This window comes from Novosphingobium sp. (assembly GCF_027531025.1).
GTDB lineage: Bacteria > Pseudomonadota > Alphaproteobacteria > Sphingomonadales > Sphingomonadaceae > Novosphingobium.
The window spans coordinates 1-23401 of sequence record NZ_JAPZQX010000006.1; the positions used below are offsets into that span (position 1 = coordinate 1).

The following is a 23401-nucleotide window of genomic DNA, read 5'->3' on the forward strand; positions in this document are numbered from 1 at the left end:
CAAGGTGCTGGGCGCCGATGCGATCATGGCCTCGAACACCAGCTCGATCCCGATCACCCGCATGGCGGTCAGCTCGCCCGATCCGGCGCGGTTCATCGGCCTGCACTTCTTCAATCCGGTTCCGGTGATGGGGCTGATCGAAGTGATCCCGGGTCTTGCGACCTCCAAGGAAACCGTCGCCCGCACCCGCGCCTTCGCCGAAGGGCTGAGCAAGCAGGTGGTGCTGGCCGAGGACGAGCCGGGCTTCGTGGTCAACCGCATCCTTCTGCCGATGATCAACGAGGCGGTCTTCGTGCTGGGCCAGGGCACGGCCAGCATCCCCGATATCGACAAGGGCTGTCGCCTCGGCCTCAACCACCCGATGGGGCCGCTGGAGCTGGCGGATTTCGTCGGGCTCGATACCTGCCTCGACATCGTCAAGGTGCTCTACAACACCACCGGCGACAGCAAGTACCGCCCCGCGCCGCGGCTCATGTCGCCTTTCAACACGTTGAGCAGCTGCGGCACTTCGTCGATCGAAGTCCGGCGCAGGAAGGCACCGATCCGGGTGATCCGGTCATCATCGCGTGCCGCCGAGCGCTTGCCGGCCAGATCGGTTGCGGCAGCCCGCATGGTCCGGAACTTGTAGATCGAGAAGAACCGGTTGTTGCGTCCGACCCGTGGCTGCTTGAACAGGGCCGGGCCACCATCCTCTAGCCGGATCAGGACTGCGATCAGGATCAGTGGTATGGCCAGGGCGACAAGCGCCGGTACGGCAATCGCCAGGTCAAGAGCCCGCTTGAGCAGGCGCGAACGCAGGCCGAGCGGCCCGGAAGCTACGATCAGCTTGCCGATCCCCTCATCGCGGGTGGTACCCAGGATGCCCAGCGAATCGACCTCGGTATCGACAATCTCACCGCGCATTTGCCCACCTTTCAGCACCATGGCCCAGGCGGCGCGCCGTTCGGGCGGGCAGGAGACGATCACCCGGTCCATGTTGCCGATCAGCATGCCAAGCCGGTTGAGCATCTGCGGGTCGTGCAGGTCTGGCACCAGGCCCGCCGTGCTCGCGCTGATCCGATAGCACGCGCCAGCATTTAGGGTCGGCCCGCCATCATCGATGATCAGCAGGTTGACCGCGCGCTCACCCACCCGCTGCCGGATTGCCGGTTGCAGATTGAACCGCGCCCAGAGCTGCAACAACAAGGTACTGACAATGCTAAGCGTGAAGCCAACGCGCGAAAGTTGCAGGCTCGAGCGGGCCAGGAACAGGATCAGCACCACCAGCAGAGTGGCGATCGAAAGTGCCATGATTGCCCGCTGCATCCCGTACTCGCCGGAAACCAGCGCCGGCACGGAATAGGTCTGGTTAAGGATCGCGACTGTCCAGAACAGCGGCAGCAGCAATTGCGCGACGCCCCAGATCGTTTCAGCAAACGGATCGCCGAGATAGAACCACGCGGCAAAAGCGAAGCCGAGCAGCAGCATGGTCCCATCGATCAGCAGCTGAGCACCGTAAATCTGCAGTCGTCGGCGCTCCAGCGAAGGTGCCAGACCGCCGTAATCCTCAACCGTTTTCGTGAATGCTGCTGCCATGGTCTATCGGGTTCGAATCATGAGTTCGGCTGATAAAGAGTATAGTGGCGCGTCATGACTATTTTCGTCGCGCAATGAAACCGGCGATTTCGGTCAGTTCCTGGGCCAGCAGCAATTCGGCCTGCTGGCTGTTGGCCAACAGCGCCCGGTGCAATTGCATCAAGCGGTCAACCAGCCGCGCCAGCCGTGGCCCGCGCCATTTGCGCAACTGGACGTTGTAATCACCCTTGTCCTTCCAGAAGATCCGCCGCGCCCCGGCCTCGGCATCGATCAGCGCGCCGATGTCGCCGCGTGGCCCGACTTTCGCGGCCAGTTGCGCCAGGTGCGCCGCCCGCCGTTCGATCGCCAGCAACAGGCCAACCGGATTGAGGCCCAGCTCACGCATCCGCTGCAGTTCCCTGGGCAAGCGATCAACCTGTCCCGACAGGACGGCATTGACCAGTGGCATGAGCCCATCGTCCTCGGTTCGCGCGCCAATCGCTTCGAGCGCGGCGGCATCGGCCGCACGCGGTGCCTGCGGGCTGGCATCAAGGTAGAGCGCCAGCTTCTCGATCTCGGCGCGGGCAATGCGGGTGTCCATCGCCGCGGCGCGGGCAATCCGGTCAGCGAGGTCCCCGCCCAGCTTGACGCCCGCGCCATCCGCCATGTTGCGCACAGCGCTCACCACGTCGCGGAAATCGGGCGGATAAAACATCGCCACCAGTGCATCCGACCGCCCCGCCAGCAACTTGGCGCTGCGCGACTTGTCGGTCGCATTGGCAGCGAGGACCAGCACCGGACAGGGTTCGGCTTCCCCGCTGACGAGGGTCGCGAGCGCATCATGCGCCTCCTCGCCGCTCGCCCTGACCCAGATGTGACGGCTGCCGCCGAACAGCGAAGTCGATCGCGCCTCGTCCCCCAGCCGCACCGGGTCCTTGCGCAGGTCAGCCCCCGACAATTCCACGCGCTCGCCCGGATCGGGCAGGAGGCTGACCAGCAGATTGGCAGCATCCTGGATCCCGGCTTCATCCGGCCCGCACAGGAAGAACACCCGTGCCTCGCGCACGGCGCGCGGGGCGATCGACTTGAAGTCTTTCTGGGTGGCCTTCACTGGCCGCCGGGCGCTTCGCCGCGCAGCTGCAAGGCCACGCGGGTCACGATCCGGTCGGCCACGACCTTGGCCAGGTTCTCCAGCGCGGTCTGTTCGGCGGCGATGGTTGCATATTCGGAGCTGACCACGTCGATCCCGGCATCCGATCCGGCCGTGGCATCCAGCACGATCGCCCCGGTAGCCAGGTCAACCAGCTGGTAGCGCGCCCGCAGGGTGCGCCGTTCGCGGCCGATCGTGTCGTCGGAGAGAAGACCCAAGCCTTCGAGCCTGTCATCCAGTCGCACATCGAGCCGATAGCGCGGGGTGGTGCGCCCGGCGGCCCCAAGCCGGTCGGTCAGCGCGTTGCGGACCAGCCAGCCAGCGCGTCCCTCGATCGCGGGGACATCAATGGCGGACAGCCCCTGCGCCACCTGGCCGCTGGCGCCACCGGCATACATGGGCGAAAGCCCGCAGGCCGAGAGCAGCAGCGCCGCCGCAAGAACCGCCAGATGCTTCATGCGACGAGATTGACCAGACGATCAGGCACCACGATCACCTTCTTTACCGGCTTGCCATCCAGCGCACGCTGCACCTTGTCGCTGGCCAGTGCAAGCGCCTCCAGTTCCTCGCGCGGCAGGCCCTTGGCTACGGTGACCGTATCGCGCAGCTTGCCGAGCACCTGGATCGCGATGGTTACTTCGTCCTCGACCAGCAGGGCCGGATCGACAGCTGGCCAGGCCGCGTCGGCAACCAGCCCGGCTTCGCCCATGTTGGCCCAGGCTTCCTCGGCCAGGTGCGGCATCATCGGCGCAACCAGCAGCAGGATCGTGCGGATCGCGGCCGAGCGGCTGGCGCTGGGCGCAGCCTTCTCGGTTGCCCCGGTCAGCTCGTAAATGCGGGCTACGGCCTTGTTGAAGCCAAGGGCGGCAATATCCTGGGTGATGGCATGGACAGTCTGGTGCGTCTTGCGCTCCAGCACCTTGTCCTCACCGGTGGCGGCCGCATCGTATTGCCCGAACAGGCGCCACAGCCGCTGGACGAACCGCGCGCAGCCTTCGATTCCCGCCTCCGACCAAGGCAGGTCGCGCTCGGGCGGGCTGTCGGACAGCATGAACCAGCGGATCGCGTCGGCCCCATACTGGGCGAGCAAGTCGTCGGGATCGACCACGTTCTTCTTGCTCTTCGACATCTTGATGACCCGGCCGATCTCGACCGGCTGGCCATCGACCTTGAGCGTGGCCCCTTCGCCCGACCGCTCAACCTCGGCAGGGTTGTAATAGACCGGCTGGCCATTGACGGGATCGATCCGCGAATAGGTCTCGTGAGTGACCATGCCTTGCGTGAACAGGCTGGCGAAGGGCTCCTGCACGTCGATCAGCCCGATGTGGGCGAGGGCGCGGGTCCAGAAACGGGCATAGAGCAGGTGGAGGATCGCGTGCTCGATCCCGCCGATGTACTGCTCGACCGGCAGCCACTGGCGGATCACCTCGGGATCGAACGGCTTGTCGCCTGGCTGGCTGGCGAACCGCAGGAAATACCACGAGCTATCGACGAAGGTATCGAGCGTGTCGGTCTCGCGCTCGGCCGGCTGGCCGCAGTTCGGGCAATCGACATGCTTCCAGGTCGGGTGACGCAGCAGCGGGTTGCCGGGCACGTCAAAGCTGACATCCTCGGGCAGGGTGACCGGCAGCTGGTCCTTGGGCACCGGCACCACGCCGCAGCTGCCACAATGAATGAAGGGGATCGGCGTGCCCCAGTAACGCTGGCGCGAAACGCCCCAGTCGCGCAGGCGGTATTGCGTTTCGCCCTGGCCCCAGCCTTCGTGGGCGGCCTTGGCGATGACGGCGGCCTTGGCCTCGCCCACGCCCATCCCGTCGAGCCATTCCGAATTCACGATCCGGCCGGGGCCGGTATAGGCCTCGTCGCCTTCGAACTCGGCATGGGTGACATCGCCATCGCTGACCACGCGGGTTACCGGCAGTTCATACTTGCGGGCAAAGTCCAGGTCGCGCTGGTCGTGCGCCGGGCAGCCGAACACCGCGCCCGTGCCGTAATCCATCAGCACGAAGTTCGCGACATAGACCGGCAAGTGCCAGGACTTCTTGAGCGGGTGCTCCACTGAATAGCCAGTGAAGAAGCCCTTCTTCTCGGCCGTTTCCAGCTCGGCTGCGGTGGTGCCGCCCTGCTTGCATTCGGCGATAAAGGCCTGGAGCTCCGGCGAGTTGGCAGCAACGGACTGCGCAAACGGGTGATCCGCCGCGATCGCCACGAAGCTGGCGCCGAACATGGTATCGGGCCGAGTGGTATAGACCTCGATCCCGTCGGCACTGTCGACGAAGCGGAAGGTGCAGCGCAGGCCCTGGCTCTTGCCGATCCAGTTTTCCTGCATCAGCCGGACCTTTTCCGGCCAGTCCTTCAGCTCGCCCAGGCCCGTCAGCAGGTCGTCGGCAAACTGGGTGATCTTGAGGAACCACTGGTTGAGCTTGCGCTTCTCGACCACGGCACCCGAGCGCCAGCCGCGCCCGTCGATCACCTGTTCGTTGGCCAGCACGGTCATATCGACCGGATCCCAGTTGACCGCCGATTCCTTGCGATAGACGAGGCCCGCCGCATAGAGGTCGAGGAACAGCGCCTGCTCATGGCCGTAATAGTCCGGCTCGCAGGTGGCGAGTTCGCGGCTCCAGTCGAGCGCGAAGCCCAGCCGCTTCAACTGCGCCTTCATGTTGGCGATATTGTCGCGGGTCCAGCCGCCGGGATGGACGCCCTTTTCCATGGCCGCGTTTTCTGCGGGCATGCCGAAGGCGTCCCAGCCCATCGGGTGCAGCACTTCGAAACCCTGCATCCGCTTGGTCCGGGCGATGACATCGCCCATCGTGTAATTGCGGACGTGGCCGATGTGGATGCGGCCCGAGGGATAGGGAAACATCTCGAGCACATAGGAGCGCGGCTTCGCGCTGCCATTTTCGGCGCGGAAGGTCTGGCGTTCATCCCACGCGGCTTGCCAGCGCGGCTCGGCGCTGGCCGGATCGAAACGGTCTGCAGTCATGTTCGCCCCTCTAGCCGCTCAATCGGGCTTGTCGAGGGGCTGCTCGCCCCGGAGTTACTGAACCGCGTTGCGGCGCAGGTCACGGGCCTTGGTCAGGATCACGTCTTCCAGCTTCTGGACCGTGGCGGCCTGGACCGGGGCATCGACCCACACGCCGTTCTGGCTGACCTGGCGGCTGGCCGCCACGCGCAGGGCATCGGCGCGCAGATCCTGGTCCAGGATGGTGACGGTAACCTTCATCCGTTCACCCGCATTGTTCGGGTTCGCGTACCAATCGGTCACGATCACGCCCCCGTTGCTGTCGGTCTGCAGCAGGGGCATGAAGCTCAGCGCTTCAAGGCTGGCGCGCCACAGGTAGCTGTTCACCCCGATCGTGGTGATCTGCGAGGCGGCGAGGTCGGCCTTGGGCCGGTCCCTATTTCCGCAGCTAGCCAGCGCCAGGGCCGTCATCGCGACGAGGGCAGCGCGGCCGAAGCGGAACTTGGTGGTGCGGCCGAAAGAAGTGGTGCCAGTCATCGTGCTAATCCGGATCCTGTCGCTGGCGCGAAGCCGATGGGGCCACGCGCTATTCATGCGCTGCCTCTATAGCCAAGGCGGCCAGAGCAGCAAGCCCATTGGCCGACAGCGCCGTGAATAGCGGCTGAATACAACCGATCGGGCGAGCGACGTTAAGCCCGAATTCAGCCGTTGAACCGCAGATTGCGCTTGGAACTCTTGGCAATCCGCGCGATTATACCTCCGAGTCCCGGACACCGCAGCGCAGGAGCGAGGCAGGATCATGACAGTGCAGGCTGGCAGTATCGGCAAGCGGCGCAACAGCGCCACGGCCGCGCTGTTGCTGGGCGGTGCGGTCGCCCTGCTGGCCTTGCCGAGCGCGGTGCTGGCCTTCGCGACGGGGTTCGGGCCTGCCGGGCTTGTCCGCGTTGCCGAGGTTGAGCCAGAGGCCGGGTTCCAGCCGGCGCAGGTCGATCCGCGCCTGGCTCGTTCGATTTCGGTGCGCGCCCTGGGCAAGGGGCAGACCTTCCGCTTCACCCCCGGCGCCTCACCCAGTCGGCTGGATCGATCGGTTAGTCTTGCGGTGCGCGGTGCGGCCGGGCGCGGGGCACAGTCGCCCGGTGCTGCGGCTGATGATGCAGCGAGCAGCTTCGGCATTGCTCCCACGGCTTACAACCTTGGCGGCTCGCGCGGCTACAAGGGCTTCGCCCCGGGCGTCCTGCCGCGCACCGACGCGCAAATGCCCGATCTCAGAAGCTTTGCCCCCAGCCCAGGGCCAAAGGGCGCGCCTTCACGGTTCAGCCCGCGCATCGCGCTTGACGAACGTGAGCAAGCCGGACGCGCGCCGCGCACCTTGCAGGGGCAGGCCGATGAAGTGGTGGATCTTGGCGGGTCTTACCGCCTGACCCGCAACCTCAACGTAACGGCTGGTGTGCGCTCCACATCGGATCGTGACCGGCTGGCTCCGCTGAGCGACGGACGTAAGGATAACCAGGCGGTTTACGTCGGCACCCAGCTCAAATTCTGATCCGGCGCTTGTCTCATTTTACGTATGCAGTGTGCTTGCCGCCGTGGGCGGTGCTGCGTACACCTGCCCTTACGGAATCCGTTGAAGGAGCAATGAAATGGGCCGAGTTGCAGTAGTTACCGGTGGCACGCGCGGTATTGGCGAAGCGATCTGCCAGCGGCTGAAGCGCCAGGGTCATACGGTAATCGCGAACTATGCGGGCAACGAGGAGAAGGCCAAGGCCTTCACTGCCGCCACCGGCATTCCGGCCTATCGCTGGGACGTGGGCGATCATGAGGCGACACTGGCCGGCTGCGCGCAGGTCGAGGCCGATCACGGCCCGATCGACATCGTCATCAACAACGCCGGGATCACCCGCGATGGCACGCTCCACCGGATGACCTTCGAGGACTGGAACGAAGTGCTGCGGATCAACCTGGGCGGCTGCTTCAACATGGCCAAGGCCACGTTCCCCGGCATGCGCGAGCGCGGCTGGGGGCGGATCGTCAATATCGGTTCGATCAATGGCCAGGCCGGGCAATATGGCCAGGTCAACTATGCCGCGGCCAAGTCTGGCATTCACGGTTTCACCAAGGCGCTGGCGCAGGAAGGCGCCAAGTTCGGCGTGACGGTCAACGCCATCGCTCCGGGCTATATCGACACGGATATGGTCGCGGCCGTGCCCGCTCCCGTGCTGGAAAAGATCATTGCCAAGATCCCGGTCGGGCGGCTTGGCCATGCCGAAGAGATCGCCCGCGGGGTGGCCTTTCTGACCAGCGAGAACGGCGGGTTCGTGACCGGTTCGACCATGTCGATCAACGGCGGGCAGCACATGTACTGAGCCCAGCGATGGCTGTTCTCGCGTGGTTGCGCCGCCGCCTAGCGGGGCGAAGGGAATTGCGGGCACCGGATGGCTATCTGACGCTCGCCTGGCTTGATCATGGCATCAACGAGCAGGACAGGCCATCCTACGCGCGCGCTTGTGCGGCAGCGCGGGGCAGGTTGGAGCATTCCTTGCGCAACAAGCTGACCAGCCATGAAAGCTCTTACTACGGAAGTCCGCTTTGGCGGGGCGCGGCAACGTCCGAGTATCACTCGGTGTTTATCCACCCCAACACCGATGAGCGTGATGAAGATGTGTTCTACGAGCAGTTTCCGCGTTCCGCGCTGCTGATCACCGTCGCCTGGTACAGAGACGACAAGAACTTGCGTGCACGCTTGTCGGGTCTTGGGGAAGTCGTATTCGACCTGGACCCTTAGTACGCGACCGTGTGATGCCGAGATCTTGGGCCGGCCTTGATGGGCCGGCCCTTGGATCGGTTCAATCGACCGTAAAGGCGGCGACACGCCAGCCATGATTCTCCGACGCCAGTGAGAGCGTTTCCGTCACATAGCCCTTCTTGCTGTATTGGGCCTTGAAGGTGATGGTCCAATAGCCGTTCGGCGGGGCCGGCCGGAAATTAACTGTCACCAATTCGCGCGACTGGATCGTTCCCAACTCGCCGCGCAGCTTCGCCGAGCCGGCGCTCCACCATTCGACCGAATTGAGCAACTGGAACGACTTGTGGGTCGCTTGCCAGCTTGCGGACCAATCGTTGCGGTCGACCAGCGCCAGAAACTGCTGCGCCGCGTCGATGGCGGCAGCTTCGGCCGCCGGAGTGGGAGAGACCGCTGTGGCCGTGGTAAACGGTACGCTTGGAGCAAGGTTCGGTCCCGACATCGACAACAAGGCGATGAGGGCTAGGCTGAGAGACATGACAGATCCTCCAACAATCCAGCCGGCGCGGCGGGTCGAGCCTCGGCCTTGAGCTGGCTGGAGCTGTGGTGGAGCCGCAGCGCTGTCCGGCGCATCCCCCAAAGGCTTGTCCCCCAGCAATTCGGGGTCCTGTGCCTCGGCCTCGCGCAGCAGCCGGGCGGCTTCGCGGCTGGAGGAAGTTCCCAGCTTGCGCCGCGCATCGCGCAGCCGCTCGTTAATCGTATGGACCGAAAGCCCCAGGTGCCGCGCCATGCTTTTGACTTCGTAGCCCTGCAGGAGCAGGCGCAGCGTTTCCTTCTCCTTCTCGGTCAGGGATTGATGGGGCTGGGTCATCGGTTCGGTCTAGGGTGAGGGCCGTTCAGCGGCCACCCCAAATTTTTCGTAGGTTGTGGCTCCCTGCTCAGGCTAGATCGCGCCATGACCACGCCGTTCCATCCGCCGATCAAGCGCTCGGTCGAGATCGCCGGACACAAGACCTCGATCAGCCTGGAGCCATTGTTCTGGGAGCTGCTCAAGCAGGCTGCGGCGACCGAGGGCGTGCCGATCAATGCCCTGGTTGCCCGGATCGATGCGGAGCGGATCCGCGCAGAGGTGCCGCCGGGGCTGGCGGGGGCGGTACGAGTCTGGCTCGTCGGCTGGCTGGCGCGGCGTTTGCCCTGATCGCCGGTTTCGTGCGAGAAGCCACGCCATGACCATCTCGCATGACCGCGAAGCTACTTTCGGTCGCCGCCATTATCACGAGCTTGACGGGATTCGCGGGCTGCTGGCCTTTGCGGTGGTCCTGCTGCATTTCGGGGTCAATGGCCTGATCGAACGCCTGACCGGTTGGCCCGGGATGGTCCTTTCGCTGAGCGTCGACGTGTTCTTCCTGCTCAGCGGATTTGTGCTGGTAAAGTCAGCTCACGGAAGTCCGACTGCCTTTGCGGTCAAGCGCGTCTGGCGGCTGGCTCCGGTCTATCTGTTCACCTTGGCGCTGGTCTGGCTGGCCGATCCGCACCTGGTTACTTCGATCAGCGAATTGATCAAGGCCCCGCCGCTCTTTGGCCTGGATACGGCAAATTATCTGGCCTGGTCGATTTGCTGGGAACTTTACCTTCCGGTTCTGGCAGTGCTCCTTGCACCTTACGTGTCGCTGCCCTGGCGTGTCGTGCTCCCCATTGCGCTTGTGGTGCATTCGGGCCTGGCTGTGGGGGTGGCCGAAGGGCATATGCTTGGCGGTTGGCGGGCTGCGGCGGGACTGGCTGCCGGGGCCTGCCTGGCCTTCGTCAAGCCGCGGTCGATCCCGGTACCTTTGGTGGTTGCAGCCTTGCTGGCAGTCATGGCGCTGGCGGCGCGTTGGCCACTGGTGGCGGCGCTGACGCCCTGGCTGGCGGCGCTGGCGATCATTGGCGGTGCGCGCCGCGATGGCTTGTTCGCTTTGCCACCGTTCCAGTTTGCCGGGGCGATCTCGTTCTCGATCTACATGCTCCATGCTCCAGTGCTGATCGCATTGGGAGATCGCGCCGCCGGCAGCATCCCTTGGAAGGTCGCGGGCTTCGTAGTTTCCGTGGCAGGAGCCTGGGCCATGACGCGCTGGGTGGAGTTGCCAGGCATGCGACTTGGGCGGCGATTGGCGACCCGCGTCGAACGGCGCGGCTCAGGCGATAAGGTGCAGGGCGATTCCACCTAGTGCGGCCAGCCCCAGAACCCGCACCACGCCCCATTTCAGGGCAAACAGGAGTATGGCGCTCAACCCGGCGAGCAGGGCGGCCTGCCAGTCGAAGCTCTCCCAGACCGGCAGGTTGAAGGGCAGATCGGCTGCCTGCCCGGAATCGAACTGGCGGAACAGCACATGGCCGCCGAACCAGATGGCGAGGCTGGCGATGACGCCGACCACCGCTGCGGTAATGGCAGCGAGTGCGCCTTTCAACCTGACTGCCTGCTCCAGTCGCTCGATCCAGGGCGCAAAGGTGAAGATCCACAGGAAGCAGGGCGCAAAGGTCACCCAGGTGGTCAGGCCAGCACCCAGCAGACCGGCGACCAGCGGCGTGAATGGCTCCGGCGCGCGGAAGGCGGCGAGGTAGCCGACGAACTGCGTGACCAGGATCAGCGGGCCTGGCGTCGTTTCCGCGAGGCCCAGCCCATCAGCCATTTCACCGGTCGAGAGCCAGCCGAACCCGCTGACAGCCTCCTGCGCCATATAGGCCAGTACCGCATAGGCCCCGCCGAAGGTCACGACCGCCAGCTGCGAGAAGAAGGCGCCGATTTGCCACAGCACGTGGTCCTGACCCACGGTGGCGAGGACCAGCGCCATGGGTGCGCCCCAGATCGCGCCCCAGATCAGCGCGGCCCGCAGGCTGGCCGCCCAGGGGCGCGGCGGCAAGGGCTGGGCGGAAGTGGAAGGCTTTAACGCCAGCCAGTCAGGCCGCAGCGCCGCCACGGCAAAGCCCAGCACCCCAGCGCCCAGCACCACCAGCGGAAAGGGCAGGGAAAAGACGGCCAGGGCCAGGAATGCGGCCAGCGCCAGAGCTTGCTTGAAGCGGGTACCCAGCGCGCGTCCCGCAATCCGCAGCAGGGCCTGCACCACGATCGCCAGCACTGCCGCCTTGATCCCCAGGAACAATGCAGCGAACCAGCCCAGCCTTGCCGCGAAGGCGTAAAGCACTGACAGGGCCAGGATTACCAGCGCGCCGGGCACGACGAACAGCAGCCCCGCTGCCAGCCCGCCGCGCCAGCCGTGCAGTTTCCAGCCGATCCAGGTGGCCAGTTGCTGGGCTTCCGGCCCCGGCAGAAAATGGCAGAAATTGAGGGCGTGGAGGTACTGCTCCTCGCTGACCCAGCCGCGTTCTTCCACCACTTCGCGGTGCATCAGCGCGATCTGCCCCGCCGGGCCGCCAAAGCTCAGGCAGCCGATCCGGGCAAAGGTGCGGATAAGTTCGGAAAAGGTCGGGGGGGATGCGGTCACGCCAAACTCCATGCCTCAGCATCCGCGCAATGGCGGACGTTCAAGGCAACGCTTGGGCGCTGAGCGCCTGACCGGGAGGTTGCTTTGTCCCGGTTTTTCAGCAGATAGCGGGCTGGCTCGCGTCGATCAATCCCCGCCAACCCGCTCGATCTGCGCGCCGACCAGGGCCAGCTTTTCCTCCAGCCGTTCGTAGCCGCGATCGAGGTGGTAGAGGCGGTGAACCTGGGTTTCGCCTTCTGCCGCAAGCCCCGCGATCACCAGGCTCATCGAGGCGCGCAGGTCGGTGGCCATGACTTCGGCCCCGGTCAGCTTCTTCACGCCATGAACCACGGCGGTACGGCCCTTGGTCTCGATATGCGCGCCCATCCGGTTGAGCTCGGGTACGTGCATGTAACGGTTCTCGAAGATGGTCTCCGTTAGCACTGAACTGCCCTCAGCCAGGCACAGCATGGCCATCAACTGGGCCTGCATGTCGGTGGCAAAGCCCGGGTAAGGGGCTGTTGCCAGCGTGACGGCCTTCATCGGCCCGTCACGCCAGACCCGGATGCCATCCGACTTGGGTTCGACCTGCACCCCGGCATCGCGCAGCGCCTGGATCGTCGCGTCCATCTCCTCGGCCACGGCGTGCTTGAGGAACACCTCGCCCCCTGTGATCGCGGCGGCACAGGCATAGGAGCCAGCCTCGATCCGGTCGCTCATCACGCGATAGGTCGCGCCGTGGAGGCGGGGGACGCCGTGGATCGTGAGGTCGCTGCTGCCAATCCCTTCGATCTGCGCGCCCATCGCCACCAGCAGCTTGCACAGGTCGACGATTTCCGGTTCGCGCGCGGCGTTGTGCAGCACGGTCTTGCCGGTGCAGAGCACTGCGGCCATCAGCGCGTTCTCGGTCGCGCCGACGGAGACGACCGGGAAGGAATAACGCCCGCCCGGCAAGCCGCCATCGGGGGCCATCGCCTTCACATAGCCGGCCGCCAGCTCGATCGTCGCGCCCATCGCTTCCAGCACCTTGAGGTGCAGGTCGATCGGGCGGTTGCCGATCGCGCAGCCGCCGGGCAGCGAGACAGTCGCTTCGCCCATCCGGGCCAGCATCGGCCCCAGCACCAGGATCGAGGCACGCATCTTGCGCACCAGCTCATAGGGCGCGACGGACGATGTGATCCGCGGCGCTTCCAGCGTCATTACCCGGCCGAAATCCTCGGGCCGCGAACCGGCGATGGTGGTGGAAATGCCGAACTGGTTCAGCAGGTGCTGGAACCCGTCGATATCGGCCAGCCGCGGCAGGTTGCGCAGCGTCAGCGGCTCGTCGGTCAAAAGCGCGCAGGGCAGCAGCGTCAGCGCCGAATTCTTCGCCCCCGAAATCGGGATCGTGCCGGAAAGGCGCTTGCCGCCCTCGATGATGATTTTATCCATGACCGCCTGATTTAGTCGGATTTGTGCAAGCGGCAAGCATCCCGCAACCCTATGCACAACCCCGTTGCCAGAACCCCTCCGCTGGCCTTAACGCAGCTGCAACACGAACAGGATAATCCGCTCGCCATGACCAGCACTTTGCCGCGTAAGCCGATCAAGAAGGCCGTGTTTCCGGTCGCCGGGCTTGGCACCCGCTTCCTGCCCGCCACCAAGGCAATCCCCAAGGAAATGTTGCCAATCATCGACCGCCCGTTGATCCAGTATGCGGTCGATGAAGCGCGCGAGGCGGGGATCGAGCAGCTGATCTTCGTGACCGGCCGTGGCAAGACCGCGATTGTCGAACATTTCGACATGGCCTTCGAACTGGAAACCACCATGGCCGGGCGCGACAAATCGCTCGCCGTGCTGGAACCTACCCGGATTCAGCCCGGCAACCTGGTCACCGTCCGCCAGCAGGTGCCGCTGGGCCTGGGCCACGCGATCTGGTGCGCCCGCGCGATCGTTGGTGATGAACCTTTCGCGATCTTCCTGCCGGACGAACTGATGATCGCCAACAAGGGCTCGACCGGCTGCATGAAGCAGATGGTCGAGGCCTATAACGAGCATGGCGGCAACCTGATTTCGGTGCTGGAAGTGCCGGAAGAGGAAGTGTCGTCTTATGGTGTGATCGCCCCCGGGGCCAAGGTCGGTAACCAGGTGACCGAGGTGACCGGCCTGGTCGAAAAGCCCAAGCGCGAGGATGCGCCCAGCAACCTGATCATTTCGGGCCGTTACATCCTCCAGCCCGAGGTCATGCGCGTGCTGGAAGGGCAGGAAAAGGGCGCGGGCGGCGAAATCCAGCTGACCGATGCCATGGCCCAGATGATCGGCCAGCAGCCGTTCCACGCCGTGACTTTCGCGGGCCGCCGCTTCGACTGCGGCAGCAAGACCGGCTTTGTCGAGGCGACCCTGGCCTCGGCGCTGGAGCGTGAGGACATGGCCGACGAAGTGCGCGCCACGATGCGGCGTCTGCTGGGCTAGCCACTGCCAAGGCACCTCTGATGCGGATCGCCCTGTTCGAACCAGAAATCGCCGGCAATGTCGGTGCCGTGCTGCGCCTTGGTGCCTGCCTGGGCGCAGCCGTGGACCTGATCGAGCCGATGGGCTTCACCTGGGACGATCGCCGCGTCCGCCGCGCGGCGATGGACTATATCGATCATGTGAAGGTCACCCGCCACGCGAGCTTTGCAGCCTTCCGCGCCACGCTGGGGCAAAGCCGACTGGTGCTCTTCACCACCAAGGCCAGCTTTGACGCCTATGGCTTTGCCTATCGCCCGGACGATGTCCTGCTGTTCGGCAAGGAAAGCGCCGGGGTGCCGCCGGAAGTAGCCGCCCTGGCCGATGAAAAGGTGCGCCTGCCGATGCGGGCCGAGGTGCGCTCGCTCAACCTCGCGACCTCTGCCGCCCTCGCGCTGGGGGAGGCGTTAAGGCAGACGGGCGGGCTGCCGGGTATGGCTTTGTAAGCATGCGGCGCGTTCCCGCGCCTGCCCCGGCGTCATGCCCTGCCGCGCGCGAAAGGCCCGGATGAAGGCGGTGCTGGAGGCATAGCCCAGCCGTTCGGAGATGGCATCGATGGTCAGCGCGGGATCGCGCAGATAGGTCTGGGCGAGGTCGTCGCGGGCCGTGGCGAGGATCGTCCGAAATTCCAGCCCTTGCACTGCCAGCTCGCGTTGCAGGGTTCGCAGGTTGCGGCCCATGGCGCGGGCAACATTGGCCAGCGAGGCATTGCCCATCGGCAGCAGGGCATGGACCAGCCGGGTGACGACTGTCGCGACTGCGCCGGTTTCCTGCCCCGGCAAGGCATCGAGCAGGCTGGCGGCATAACCGGCCACGGTGGCATCGGCTTCGGGGTTGATCCGGTCGAGGTAGAGGCCGGGAAATTCGAAGCCGTCGAAGGTGCTGTCGAATTGTACCGGACAGCCGAAGAACCGCCGGTGCAGCGTGGTGCCTTGGGGGGCGGAGTGGGTGAAGAGCACCGTCTCCGGGTGCCAGCTTTCGCCCAGCAGCAGGCGGAACAGGTGCACGAAGGCTGCCAGCCCCAGCTCGCACGACTGGCGCTGCGGCGCGCCCGCGCCGATCGCCAGTCCCAGCATCGCTGTGGCCATGCCATCGGTTTCGCTCACGTGCAGGCTTAGCGAATCGCTCATCAGGTGGCGGTATCGCTCGACCATTGCCAGCGCGTCGCGGACTGTGGCCTGCTGGCCCAGCACGAGTCCCGCCACACCGATGTTGGCCAGCCGCCGGTGCGTGGCGATCCGCAGGCCCAGATCGGGGATGCCGTGGCGTTCGGCCAGGCCATCGAGCAGCCAGGCGACGCTCTCGGCAGGGATGGTCAGATCGGCGCGGGCCAGGATCGCCGGATCGATCCCCGCCTGGCGCAGCGCGGGATAGGGATCGCCACCCGCCGCCGTGATCACGGCAGGCAGATCGAGCAAAGCCGTGGCGCGGACGCGGGTGGCCGAGGTCATTCAAGCATTGTCGCAAACTATCTATCGTTTGTCACGAAATGATAGCGAGTGAGGCCGGGTCGAGCGGTAGAAGTGGCCCCACAGAACGAAGGCTTGGGAGAGGCCCCATGAAGATTGAACCGCTTACCTGCGCGCTAGGCGCCGAAATCAGCGATATCCGGTTGGCCGAGGTCGGGCGCAATGCCGACCTTGCCGGCGAGATCAACGCGCTGCTGCTGCAGTACAAGGTGCTGTTCTTCCGCGATCAGGACATGACCGATGCCGAACACGCTGGGGTTGCCCGCCAGTTCGGCGATCTGGAAGATCACCCGCTGGCCAACAGTGCCGATGGCGAGCCGGGCATCATCCACATCTGGAAAAGCCCGGAAAGCCCGCCGGAACGCTATGAGAATGCTTGGCACAACGACGCCACCTGGCGGGAGATTCCCCCGATGGGCGCGGTGCTGCGCTGCGTCGAGCGCCCGCCGGTTGGGGGCGACACCATGTGGGCCAACATGGAACTGGCCTATGAGCGCCTGCCCGATCACATCAAGGAAGAGATCGCCGATCTGCGCGCCCGCCATTCGATGGAGGCCAGCTTCATGGCGGCCAAGCCGATCGACGAGCGGCTGGCGATGAAGGAGCGCTTCCCCGATCCGGAGCATCCGGTGGTCCGCACCCATCCGGTCACGGGCAAGAAGTCGCTGTTCGTCAATGCCTTCACCACCCACTTCACCAATTACCACACGGCGAGCCGGGTGCGGGTGGGGCAGGATTTCACCAATGGTTCGGGCGAACTGCTGCGCTACCTGACCAGCCAGGCGGCGATCCCCGAATATCAGGTGCGCTGGCGCTGGACGCCGAACAGCGTGGCGATCTGGGATAACCGCTGCACCCAGCACTATGCGGTCATGGACTATTCGCCCTGCGTGCGCCGGATGAACCGCGCGACAATCATCGGTGACCGACCGTTCTGACCGGCGATCCGAACTGACCAAAGCACAACACAACCGGGAGAATGCCAGTGACCTTCTTTGCCGACTCTGTCGGGACCGCCCTGGTCGACGTCGATGCCCTGCCGTGGATCCCCTTCACCCCCTATTCGGACGAGGTGTTCCTGAAGCTGATCAAGATCAATCCGATCAACGGCGAATGGACCACGCTACTCAAGCTGCCGGCAGGGATGGCGTTGCCCAAGCACCATCATGCCGGCACGGTCCACGTCTACACGGTGGCCGGGCGCTGGCGGTACCTCGAACATGACTGGGTGGCCGGACCGGGTTCGATGGTGTTCGAAACGGCGGCCTCGTCGCATACCCCGGTCGCCTTGCCAGAGGCCGAGGTGATCGCGCTCAACATCATCGTCGGTGACTGGAACCTGCTTGACGAGAACGACAACATCATCGCGGTCGAGAACTGGCGCACCATGCTGAAGCGCTATGCCGATTACTGCACCGCCGTCGGGATTGAGCCGGTCGACGTTACCAGCCAGTCGGGCAACTGATCCGCCATGCCCGCGCGGTTCGAACATGCCATGGTCCCGGTCTCGCGCGCCACGCTGCACTGCGTGAGCGCCGGGCCGGCTGACGGCGCGCCGCTGCTGCTGCTCCACGGCTGGCCGCAGACGTGGTTCATGTGGCGCGACGTGATCCCGCTGCTTGCCGATGCCGGCTATCGCGTGATCACCCCGGATCTGACGGGCCTGGGGGATTCGAGTCGGCCGATCGATGGCTATGACAAGGCGACCATCGCCCGTGACATGGCCGAACTGATGACCACTTTGGGGCATGACCGGTTCGCCGTCATCGCGCATGACTGGGGCGGGCCGGTGGCCTTCTTCCTGGCCGCGCAATTTCCGCAGCGGGTACGCGCCATGGCCGTGTTCGATGCCCCGGTGCTGGGCGATGGCGGGCCGATCGAGCATCACGGGCGCTGGCACTTCGGTTTTCATGCCATGCCTGGCCTGCCCGAAGTCCTGACCGAGGGGCGCGAGGACGCCTACCTGCGCTTCTTCTACCGCTTCGCCGGCGCCAGCCCCGATGCGATTTCGGAGCAGGCCCAGGCCGAATATGTCCGGGCCTATTCGCAGCCCGGAGCCATGACCGCCGGTTTCAACTATTACCGGGCCGTGCCGCTGGACATCGCCGCCGTGACCGCCTTTCGCGAGGGCGGGCAGCGGCTGGCCATGCCGCTGCTGATCTATGGCGGCGATCCGGCCACGCGCGGGCGCGGTCTGACTGCGCTGGAAAGCTGGGCGCGGGTGGCCAATGATGTGACGGGCGGTGTCGCCGAAAACTGCGGCCACTGGATTCCGGAGGAAAGACCGGACTTCGTTGCCAGCGAAGTGCTGCGCTTTCTTGGCGGCCTATCCGCCTGAGCCGGACCCAGGTATCGCGAGCGGCTCTCTCGTCAGCTTGCCGAAGGAGGCAGGTCGAAGGTTGCGATCGCCTCGCGCAGCACCCCGCCTTCGCGGCAGAGGTCGGTCAGGATCGAGAAGTGATCGGCGTCCGGAACCGTCAGCTGGACCGCCCCATTCCCGGCCTCAGCCCACGCAGCGGCCATACGCGCAGTCTGGTCCTGAAAGGCCCGCGTTTCCAGCGCGCCGACCGCGAACAGGGTGTGCGGCGCCCCGGAAACCACGCGGTGGATCGGTGAAGCCGCCCGCGCTGTCGCCGGATCGAGCCCCAGCTTGGCGTTGACCGACGTGTCGAGCAGCGGCTCCAGGTCGAACACACCGCTGATCGACACAATCCCGCCGATCGGGGCGCTGACCGGCGGTTTCGACATGGCGAGTTCCACTGCGATCTGGGCGCCGGCCGAGTGGCCGACCAGGATCAGCGGGGCGCTATCGGTCAGTTCGGCCAGCAGGGGAAGCGCGGCGGCGGCTGCCGCGACAATCGCCATCACGCCCAGCTCGGGGCTGAGCGGATAGTTGATCACCGCCACGTCGAAGCCATCTGCCACGAGCGGCGGGGCCAGGAAGCGGAAGCCGCTCTTGTCGCGCGATTGCCAGTAGCCGGCGTGGAAATAGGCCACGACCCCGCGCCACGGCTGGGTCGTGCGGAACAGGTCCAGTGTCTGGCGCGGGTGCGGGCCATAGGCCAGGTCCAGCGCCGGCTCCCCGCTGCGCACGGCCAGTTCGCTCTCTGCCGCGAAGTGCTCAAACAGTGCGGCCTGCGACGGGCGGAGCTGCCCGTCGATATATTCGAACTGGTTGGCGGTGCTGATGTCGGCCTGGGTCACCGGACAGGGGGCCTTCGCCTTACCCGGCCCGCGCCGCGATCCACTCATCCACCCGCCGTTCGAGGATCGAGAGCGGCTGGCTGCCCGAGGCAATCAGCAGGTCGTGGAAACCCTTGATGTCGAACTTCGCGCCAAGCTTCTGCTCGGCCCGCTGGCGCAGCTCCATGATCTTGATCATGCCGATCTTGTAGCCGGTCGCCTGGCCGGGCAGCGTGATGTAGCGGCGCACTTCGGAATGGGCGCGCTGCAGCGGCTGGCGGCCGGTGACGTGCATGTAAATGGTGGCGCCCTGTTCGGTCCAGCCCTTGGCATGGATGCCGGTATCGACCACCAGCCGCGCGGCGCGGAACAGTTCGGCATCGAGGCGGAAGAAGTCGGCCGCCACATCCGGATAGGCGCCCATTTCCTTGCAGACCGCCTCGGCATAGAGCGCCCAGCCTTCGCCAAAGGCGACATAGCCGGTGACCGCGCGGAACTTCGGCCCGCCCTGCTGGCGCACCTGGATATCGCCCTGCATGTTGTGGCCGGGGACGGCCTCGTGGCACATCAGCGTGTAAAGCGCGGCCGGATCGGGGGTGTTGCCGACCAGGTGGACATAGGTCCGCGCCGGGCGCTTGCCGTCGGGGCTGGGCGCAGAGGCGTGTGCCGCGCCGCCCGGAACCTCGGAAAAGGCCGGTTCGCGCACCACTTCGATGCCATAGGCGGGCAGGGTGCCGAACCAGCCGGGCAGCAGCGTGCGGGTGCGCGCGACGAAATCGTTCGCCGTCTTCAGGTATTCGGCCCGGGCGGCATCGTCATAGGGGCGCGGCGGGAAGCGGCGGGCGCGATCGTTGTAGAATTCGTGGCGGTCCTTGAACCCGGCCTGGCGGGCCAGGGCATCCTGCTCGGCCTCGATCCGGGCCACTTCCTTGAGGCCGATCTCGTGAATCTGATCGGCGGTCAGGTCGGTCGTGGTGTTGAGCTTCAGCTCGTTGGCATAGTACTCGGCCCCGCCGGGCAGGGTCAGCGCGCCAACCCGGTCGCTCGGCGCGGTGGGAAGACTGGCCTTGGCCCAGTCGATCACCCGGTCATAGGCCGGCTTCAGGTCAAGGATTGCGGCGCGGGCTTCGGCCAGCATGGTGTCGGCTTCGGCCCTGGTCAGCTTGCGGGCCTTGACCAGCGCAGCGGTCTTGGCCTGGACATCAGCCCACAGCGCCGCATCGGCGCCGGTGCCATAGGGCGCGCCGCTGGTCAGCCGGGCACTGCCCGCGATAATCGTCTCCAGCTGGAAGCGCGGCACACGCACCCCGGCGGCTTCGCTGGCGCGGGTCCGCTCGATCGCCTGGTCAAGCACGGCCGGCATTCCGCGCAACCGGGCGATGTAGTTCTGCAGATCGACCTTGTCGGCCACGCTGTGGGTGTTGACCAGGAAGTCCGGCAGCTGGCTGTGCAGCGAATAGAGCCGCGAATAGAACGGCGGGCGCTGCAGCCGGTTGGCATTGCGCAGGGCGGCGCGATCGGCCTCCAGCGCCCAGATATCATAGTTGAACTGCGCTTCAGGGGACAGCTTCGTCCGGTCGAACTGCGCCTTCATCCGGACCACGCTGGCGCGCCGCCAGTTGACTTCGGCCTCGGCCGCGGCATCGCTGATGTCGTTCCACTTGTCCCCGCCGACCTTGCTGCCGAGGCGCGTGGCCAGCTGCGGCTGGGTCTTGAGGTATTCGGCAAACTCCGCGTCGAGGAAGCGGGTGAGCGCAGCGTCGGCATTGGCCATCGACGAAAGCGGCGGCGGGGCCGATTGCGCGGCGAGACCGGTGGGCACGGTCAGCGTCAGGGCGGCAAAGGCGAGGCTGGCGGTAAGCTTGCGCATGGTCGGGAAAATCCTCCTGTAATGGGTGGTGCCATAGGGTGCCGGTTGCGCCGGGTGAAGCCCGCCTTTAGTGTCATTCGTCGATCTGATTGCCGAGCGCACCGGGGGATTTCGCCAGGCCGGGGGCCGCGCGTGACCGGCTTGACTCTGGACCTAACGCTCTGCACGATCACGAAAATTCGGGAAGCCAGCATGATCGAGCCAAAGCCATGACCGTTACCAAGGCCCGGCTGGGCGCATTGCAGATCGGCTCATCCCCCGAAGGGACCGCAGCCACGCTGGCGCAGATCCTGGCGCGCGAGGCCGAGATTGCCGAGGCCCGGCTTGACCTGCTGGTCATGCCCGAGGCGCTGCTGGGCGGTTACCCGCGCGGGGCCGATTTCGGTACGCGTGTCGGCTATCGGACCCAGCCGGGGCGCGAGGCGTTCCTGGCCTATTGGGAACAGGCGATCGACCTTGACGGGCCGGAAGTGGCGGCGCTGTGCGACCTCGCCCGGCGGACGGGTACGGCCATGGTCGTGGGCGCGATCGAGCGGGCCGGCGGCACGCTTTATTGTGTCGCGCTGCTGATCGGGGATGACGGCCAGCTGGTCGCCCGCCATCGCAAGCTGATGCCCACTGCGGCCGAACGGCTGGTCTGGGGGCAGGGCGATGGCAAGGTGCTGCCAACCCTGTCGACCCGGGCGGGACTGGCCGGGGCGGCGATCTGCTGGGAAAACTATATGCCCGGCCTGCGCCAGTCGCTGCATGCCAAGGGCGTGACCCTGTGGTGCGCGCCGACCGTGGACGATCGCGACATGTGGCATATCTCGATGCGCCACATTGCCTATGAATTGCGCAGCTTCGTGGTCACGGCCTGCCAGTACCAGCCCGCCGCGACCGAGGCGCTGGGCCAGCCCGTCACGCTGCGCGACCGGGCCGAGGACGCGCCGATGCTGCGCGGCGGCAGCTGCATCGTCTCCCCGCTGGGCGAAGTGCTGGCTGGTCCGCTCTATGGCGAGGAAGGCCTGGTGGTGGCCGAGGTCGATCCGGCCGACGTGGTGCGCGCGCGCTTCGATCTCGATATCACGGGCCACTATGCCCGGCCCGATGTGTTCGGCACACCGGCCTGATCCCGGCCTATCCGCAGCAACCCGCCGCTTTTCCGCCGATCGCGCTTGCGCTTGATCCCATGGCGCTTCAGGCTGGGTGGGCATGGCGCTGATCCTGTTCAACAAGCCGATGAACGTGCTGTCGCAGTTCACCGATGCCGGTACGACCGGATCGGGGCGGGCGACGCTGTCGGACTATATCGACCGGCCCGGGGTCTATCCCGCTGGCCGACTGGATCGCGACAGCGAGGGGCTACTGCTGCTGACCGACGATGGCCGTCTGCAGGCGCGGATTGCCGATCCGAAGTTCAAGCTGCCCAAGACCTACCTGGTCCAGGTTGAGGGTGAGGTGGGGGAAGAGGCGCTGGCGGCGCTGCGTTCAGGCGTTCGGCTGAACGACGGGTTGACCCGGCCCGCCCTGGCCGAACGGATCGATCCGCCCGCGCTATGGTCGCGTGATCCGCCAGTGCGGTTCAGGAAGTCGGTCCCCGATTGCTGGCTGCGGCTGACGATCACCGAAGGGCGCAATCGCCAGGTCCGCCGCATGACCGCCGCCGTCGGCCACCCGACGCTGCGGCTGGTGCGCTGGGCCGTGGGGGACTGGACGCTGGACGGTCTGGCGCCGGGAGAGTGGCGCGAGGTGGACTCGTCACACCCCTGAAACAGAGCCGTGCGAACAATCGCGCATGGACCAGGAAAAGCCCAAGTTCGATTGGATCGGCTGGCTCGCCACCGTTCCCGGCATCCCCGCTGGCTGGGGGGCTTACGCAGCTTCGCCAGACCCCTTGCCGCCGGCCGCACAAGCCCTCCCGCTTGCGCCTCAGTCGGACCTCGCTCAGCCCCGGGTTAGCCCCGCAGTGCTGCCGGAGCGGATCGCCGCCTGACCTATCCTGTACCGGTGCATCGCGGACGGAGCTGCCTATCTGGCCTTCGCGCGATCCAACAGGCAAGCCGAGGCCTCAACCGATTCGGTTGCGGAGGGCTGCTGTGGAAACGGTACAAGTTTCGGCCGAGTTTGCGCGTCTGCTGGTCTTTTCGGGATCGGCCTCGCTGTTCTTTTCGTCGCTGATCGGTGTGGGCATGCTCGTGCCGATGCAGCCCTGGGGTCGCAAATGGGCCAAGGGGCTGAACTTCCGCCAGCTGGGCGCGGCCCATCTTGACTGGATCATGCTGGGGCTGATGCAGGCGATGGCGGCCGGCCTGATCGTGGCCTTTGCGCTTTCGCCCGCGCCATGGGTGGTCTGGGCGATCATCATTGGCGGCTGGCTCAACCCGCTGCCCTATGTCTTCCGCGCCTTCGGGATCGATGCCTTTGCCATGGCCGGTGGCCCGCTCCAGCGGTTCGCGTCCGGCCTGGGCGCGGTCAGTTCGACCCTGATCCTGGTCGGCTGGGCCGTGCTGCTGCACGCCGCCTGGCAGGCCTGGGGCTGA

The 23401-nt window shown here is 66.0% G+C and carries 24 protein-coding genes and 1 pseudogene; 14 read left to right on the forward strand and 11 right to left on the reverse strand.

Annotation, left to right across the window (positions count from 1 at the left end):
* Positions 1 to 628, forward strand: a 628-nt coding sequence (locus O9281_RS09730; protein WP_298185050.1) for a 3-hydroxyacyl-CoA dehydrogenase family protein, incomplete at its 5' end; no start/stop codon positions are given.
* Here the strand turns inward: O9281_RS09730 and O9281_RS14645 are convergent.
* From O9281_RS14645 to O9281_RS09755, 5 genes and pseudogenes are all read right to left on the reverse strand, one after another.
* Positions 529 to 1575: pseudogene (locus O9281_RS14645) on the reverse strand (sugar transferase); the annotation flags it as partial. The gene O9281_RS09730 and the pseudogene O9281_RS14645 overlap by 100 nt on opposite strands.
* Positions 1576 to 1633: 58 nt before the next feature.
* Positions 1634 to 2665 carry a DNA polymerase III subunit delta gene (gene holA, locus O9281_RS09740; RefSeq protein WP_298185053.1) on the reverse strand — a complete coding sequence of 344 codons (1032 nt, stop codon included), beginning with the start codon at positions 2663 to 2665 and terminating at the stop codon, positions 1634 to 1636.
* Positions 2662 to 3162 carry an LPS assembly lipoprotein LptE gene (gene lptE, locus O9281_RS09745; protein WP_298185055.1) on the reverse strand — a complete coding sequence of 167 codons (501 nt, stop codon included), beginning with the start codon at positions 3160 to 3162 and terminating at the stop codon, positions 2662 to 2664. The genes holA and lptE overlap by 4 nt, the downstream gene beginning before the upstream one ends.
* Complete coding sequence (leuS, locus tag O9281_RS09750; RefSeq protein ID WP_298185057.1) at positions 3159 to 5690, reverse strand: leucine--tRNA ligase; 2532 nt, start codon at positions 5688 to 5690, stop codon at positions 3159 to 3161. Before leuS ends, lptE begins: the two co-directional genes overlap by 4 nt.
* Positions 5691 to 5744: 54 nt before the next feature.
* Positions 5745 to 6140: a DUF3576 domain-containing protein gene (locus O9281_RS09755; protein WP_298185570.1), complete on the reverse strand. Its 396-nt coding sequence runs from the start codon at positions 6138 to 6140 to the stop codon at positions 5745 to 5747.
* A gap of 328 nt (positions 6141 to 6468) precedes the next feature.
* Between O9281_RS09755 and O9281_RS09760 the strand changes: the two genes are divergently transcribed.
* The 3 genes from O9281_RS09760 to O9281_RS09770 all read left to right on the forward strand — a co-directional run bounded on the left by O9281_RS09760 (position 6469) and on the right by O9281_RS09770 (position 8451).
* Positions 6469 to 7212 carry a hypothetical protein gene (locus O9281_RS09760; RefSeq protein ID WP_298185060.1) on the forward strand — a complete coding sequence of 248 codons (744 nt, stop codon included), beginning with the start codon at positions 6469 to 6471 and terminating at the stop codon, positions 7210 to 7212.
* A 97-nt stretch (positions 7213 to 7309) separates the two neighbouring features.
* On the forward strand, positions 7310 to 8032 hold the full coding sequence (phbB, locus tag O9281_RS09765) for an acetoacetyl-CoA reductase (RefSeq protein ID WP_298185064.1): 723 nt from the start codon (positions 7310 to 7312) through the stop codon (positions 8030 to 8032).
* Positions 8033 to 8040: 8 nt separating this feature from the next.
* Positions 8041 to 8451, forward strand: coding sequence for a hypothetical protein (locus O9281_RS09770; RefSeq protein ID WP_298185067.1), 411 nt, complete (start codon positions 8041 to 8043; stop codon positions 8449 to 8451).
* Positions 8452 to 8512: 61 nt separating this feature from the next.
* Here the strand turns inward: O9281_RS09770 and O9281_RS09775 are convergent, their stop codons facing one another.
* Positions 8513 to 9280 carry a DUF4019 domain-containing protein gene (locus O9281_RS09775; protein WP_298185069.1) on the reverse strand — a complete coding sequence of 256 codons (768 nt, stop codon included), beginning with the start codon at positions 9278 to 9280 and terminating at the stop codon, positions 8513 to 8515.
* 84 nt (positions 9281 to 9364) lie between these two features.
* Between O9281_RS09775 and O9281_RS09780 the strand changes: the two genes are divergently transcribed.
* A complete protein-coding gene (locus O9281_RS09780; protein ID WP_298185072.1) occupies positions 9365 to 9607 on the forward strand; it encodes a ribbon-helix-helix domain-containing protein in 243 nt (80 codons plus the stop codon).
* A 28-nt stretch (positions 9608 to 9635) separates the two neighbouring features.
* Entirely contained in the window at positions 9636 to 10616 is a 981-nt protein-coding gene (locus tag O9281_RS09785) for an acyltransferase (RefSeq protein WP_298185073.1), read from the forward strand.
* On the opposite strand, the gene chrA is transcribed toward O9281_RS09785, so the two are convergent.
* The gene (gene chrA, locus O9281_RS09790; RefSeq protein ID WP_298185076.1) at positions 10584 to 11903 is read right to left on the reverse strand and encodes a chromate efflux transporter; all 1320 of its coding nucleotides are present in this window, start codon (positions 11901 to 11903) and stop codon (positions 10584 to 10586) included. The genes O9281_RS09785 and chrA overlap by 33 nt on opposite strands.
* Before the next feature lie 114 nt (positions 11904 to 12017).
* Positions 12018 to 13301, reverse strand: a complete 1284-nt coding sequence (gene murA / locus O9281_RS09795; protein ID WP_298185077.1) for a UDP-N-acetylglucosamine 1-carboxyvinyltransferase — start codon at positions 13299 to 13301, stop codon at positions 12018 to 12020.
* 126 nt (positions 13302 to 13427) lie between these two features.
* Here murA and galU point away from each other — a divergent pair, with 126 nt between their 5' ends.
* Positions 13428 to 14321 carry a UTP--glucose-1-phosphate uridylyltransferase GalU gene (galU, locus tag O9281_RS09800; RefSeq protein ID WP_298185080.1) on the forward strand — a complete coding sequence of 298 codons (894 nt, stop codon included), beginning with the start codon at positions 13428 to 13430 and terminating at the stop codon, positions 14319 to 14321.
* A gap of 20 nt (positions 14322 to 14341) precedes the next feature.
* Positions 14342 to 14803 carry a tRNA (cytidine(34)-2'-O)-methyltransferase gene (locus tag O9281_RS09805; protein WP_298185083.1) on the forward strand — a complete coding sequence of 154 codons (462 nt, stop codon included), beginning with the start codon at positions 14342 to 14344 and terminating at the stop codon, positions 14801 to 14803.
* On the opposite strand, the gene O9281_RS09810 is transcribed toward O9281_RS09805, so the two are convergent.
* Positions 14765 to 15808, reverse strand: a complete 1044-nt coding sequence (locus O9281_RS09810) for an AraC family transcriptional regulator (RefSeq protein ID WP_298185086.1) — start codon at positions 15806 to 15808, stop codon at positions 14765 to 14767. The genes O9281_RS09805 and O9281_RS09810 overlap by 39 nt on opposite strands.
* Positions 15809 to 15915: 107 nt before the next feature.
* Here O9281_RS09810 and O9281_RS09815 point away from each other — a divergent pair, with 107 nt between their 5' ends.
* From O9281_RS09815 to O9281_RS09825, 3 genes are read left to right on the forward strand one after another with little or no spacing between them, the layout of a single operon-like run.
* Positions 15916 to 16764 (forward strand): TauD/TfdA family dioxygenase, encoded by an 849-nt coding sequence (locus O9281_RS09815; RefSeq protein WP_298185088.1) that lies wholly within the window; start codon positions 15916 to 15918, stop codon positions 16762 to 16764.
* Positions 16765 to 16811: 47 nt separating this feature from the next.
* Positions 16812 to 17291 carry a 2,4'-dihydroxyacetophenone dioxygenase family protein gene (locus O9281_RS09820; RefSeq protein ID WP_298185091.1) on the forward strand — a complete coding sequence of 160 codons (480 nt, stop codon included), beginning with the start codon at positions 16812 to 16814 and terminating at the stop codon, positions 17289 to 17291.
* A gap of 6 nt (positions 17292 to 17297) precedes the next feature.
* Positions 17298 to 18164, forward strand: a complete 867-nt coding sequence (locus O9281_RS09825) for an alpha/beta fold hydrolase (protein ID WP_298185093.1) — start codon at positions 17298 to 17300, stop codon at positions 18162 to 18164.
* Between the two features lie 32 nt (positions 18165 to 18196).
* On the opposite strand, the gene O9281_RS09830 is transcribed toward O9281_RS09825, so the two are convergent.
* Positions 18197 to 19030 carry an alpha/beta hydrolase fold domain-containing protein gene (locus O9281_RS09830; protein ID WP_298185096.1) on the reverse strand — a complete coding sequence of 278 codons (834 nt, stop codon included), beginning with the start codon at positions 19028 to 19030 and terminating at the stop codon, positions 18197 to 18199.
* Between the two features lie 19 nt (positions 19031 to 19049).
* Positions 19050 to 20879 carry a DUF885 family protein gene (locus tag O9281_RS09835; RefSeq protein WP_298185098.1) on the reverse strand — a complete coding sequence of 610 codons (1830 nt, stop codon included), beginning with the start codon at positions 20877 to 20879 and terminating at the stop codon, positions 19050 to 19052.
* Positions 20880 to 21088: 209 nt separating this feature from the next.
* Between O9281_RS09835 and O9281_RS09840 the strand changes: the two genes are divergently transcribed.
* The 3 genes from O9281_RS09840 (at position 21089) to O9281_RS09850 (ending at position 23401) form a co-directional block, all read left to right on the forward strand.
* Positions 21089 to 21991 (forward strand): carbon-nitrogen hydrolase family protein, encoded by a 903-nt coding sequence (locus tag O9281_RS09840; RefSeq protein ID WP_298185100.1) that lies wholly within the window; start codon positions 21089 to 21091, stop codon positions 21989 to 21991.
* 82 nt (positions 21992 to 22073) lie between these two features.
* Positions 22074 to 22631: a pseudouridine synthase gene (locus O9281_RS09845; RefSeq protein WP_298185103.1), complete on the forward strand. Its 558-nt coding sequence runs from the start codon at positions 22074 to 22076 to the stop codon at positions 22629 to 22631.
* Positions 22632 to 22957: 326 nt separating this feature from the next.
* Positions 22958 to 23401 carry a hypothetical protein gene (locus O9281_RS09850; RefSeq protein WP_298185106.1) on the forward strand — a complete coding sequence of 148 codons (444 nt, stop codon included), beginning with the start codon at positions 22958 to 22960 and terminating at the stop codon, positions 23399 to 23401.